General features: G+C 37.7%; 1 protein-coding gene and 1 pseudogene. One reads left to right on the top strand and one right to left on the bottom strand.

Annotation, left to right across the window (positions count from 1 at the left end):
* Window positions 1-75: pseudogene (locus EKA13_RS28550) on the top strand (phage integrase N-terminal SAM-like domain-containing protein); the annotation flags it as partial.
* Between the two features lie 314 nt (window positions 76-389).
* Here EKA13_RS28550 and EKA13_RS27050 read toward each other — a convergent pair.
* A complete protein-coding gene (locus EKA13_RS27050) occupies window positions 390-1169 on the bottom strand; it encodes an aminoglycoside O-phosphotransferase APH(3')-VIIIb (RefSeq protein ID WP_016656536.1) in 780 nt (259 codons plus the stop codon).
* Window positions 1170-1704 lie beyond the last annotated feature (535 nt).

The following is a 1704-nucleotide window of genomic DNA, read 5'->3' as shown; positions in this document are numbered from 1 at the left end:
TTGCATTACAGTTTACGAACCGAACAGGCTTATGTCCACTGGGTTCGTGCCTTCATCCGTTTCCACGGTGTGCGTCAGGGTATAGGAAGGATTAATACCCCCTCTTCTTCCAAATCTACAATAAAAAACAGGCTACTGGCAATCGCCAATTTTATAAGCGGCCATTAGGCCCTCATTTTTCTCTACAAGGGGGGATTCGATCGATTCCCTTATGGAATTATTGCTCTAATCCTTCCTATCGACCGCTTTTCCCAATCTTGAATATCTTTACGATAATAAACAGATGATTGCATAGCTTTTCCCATATTTCAAAAGACAGCGTGATTGGTATATTTTAAAAAACTTACTTGGTTCTCATTTGATAAGTGATCAATAAAATACGCTTTGATTCAATTTAACTCATCAAGTTTTAGAAAATATTGACGTTTGGATAGGTCATCAAAACTTAATTGTTTGAGAAACTTCTGAGCACTCTCTTCAGAACCATCTTCACGAAGACAACGTTCAACAAAGGCAATATCTACAAACTCATCTGCCAAGCCAGCGCGTCCTAAGTCCAAAAAATAAATCTTATTTGACTGATCAACGAAAATATTACTGTCAGTAATATCTCCATGTGTAAACACTAAATTTTCTTTCACACGATGATTGTTTAACTCTGTCCACAGTTCTAGATAACTCTGATGCTCACCCCATAGCTCTATATCAATATTTTCATCATCAACCTGATTTAACAACCCAATCTCCATAAAGTATTGGGATTCTTGTAAACGGCTATTGATATCTGAATTAAATGGACAATTTTGTACAGGTACTGATCGTAACTGGCTTAATACATCTTGATAAAGCATGATTAATTCGGATTGAGCTAAGGACAAATCTGATATAGGTTGAGCATCAATAGACTTGCTTAACATATACTCAAAATTTTGATCTATTTCACTGAATACTAACTCAGGTACGTTAATCTTATCAGCTAACCAAAGCATCATCTGTGCTTCACGCGCAACACTATAAGTTGTTGTTGCATATTGCACACTAGACACTTTTAAGAAGAACGTTTCCCGATTTCGTTCAAAGCAATATACATCAGAAGGTGATTGACCAACTTTGTTAACGATTAATCGATTATTTCCAATAAAATTTCTAATTTTCTGAGGTAGTTTCATTTACTCTATCTTAATATAAATTAAACAGCACACGAATATCAATCCCATTTACTTCTAACAATAACTTAGACAAAAATCCACTACAATATAAATATATTAAAATTGCTCAATATAAAATTAGTCAGTCTCTAAAAAAGCCAATATGGGGTATAGGAAGGATTAATACCCCCTCTTCTTCCAAATCTACAATAAAAAACAGGCTACTGGCAATCGCCACGTTATTATCAGCCCATTAGCTGTACAATTATTGAGCATAAAATCAAGCGCTCCACGCTTTTTTAGCTTTCTCTACATCTTGGCTCGTAAGCCACCCTGCCATCCTCATTCCTGAGTAGCATCTATCACTCTCTCCTTGTTTGCTCTTAGCTGTTAAATAGCTTTGCCTGCGGCGGGGCGCGGGGCTCTGGTAATTGACTCACTACTATAAAGGGTGCTGACTTTGCGTCCAGGTGGGCTAAGATCGGATAGCGACAATACCAGCGCACCGCCCACAGGATCACATCACCCTGGAAATGGCGCCACTTGAAATCCGTCA

This window comes from Pseudomonas defluvii (assembly GCF_001695625.1).
GTDB lineage: Bacteria > Pseudomonadota > Gammaproteobacteria > Pseudomonadales > Pseudomonadaceae > Aquipseudomonas > Aquipseudomonas defluvii.
The sequence above is the reverse complement of the archived record's forward strand: the minus strand, read 5'-3'. Positions and strand labels throughout refer to the sequence as shown.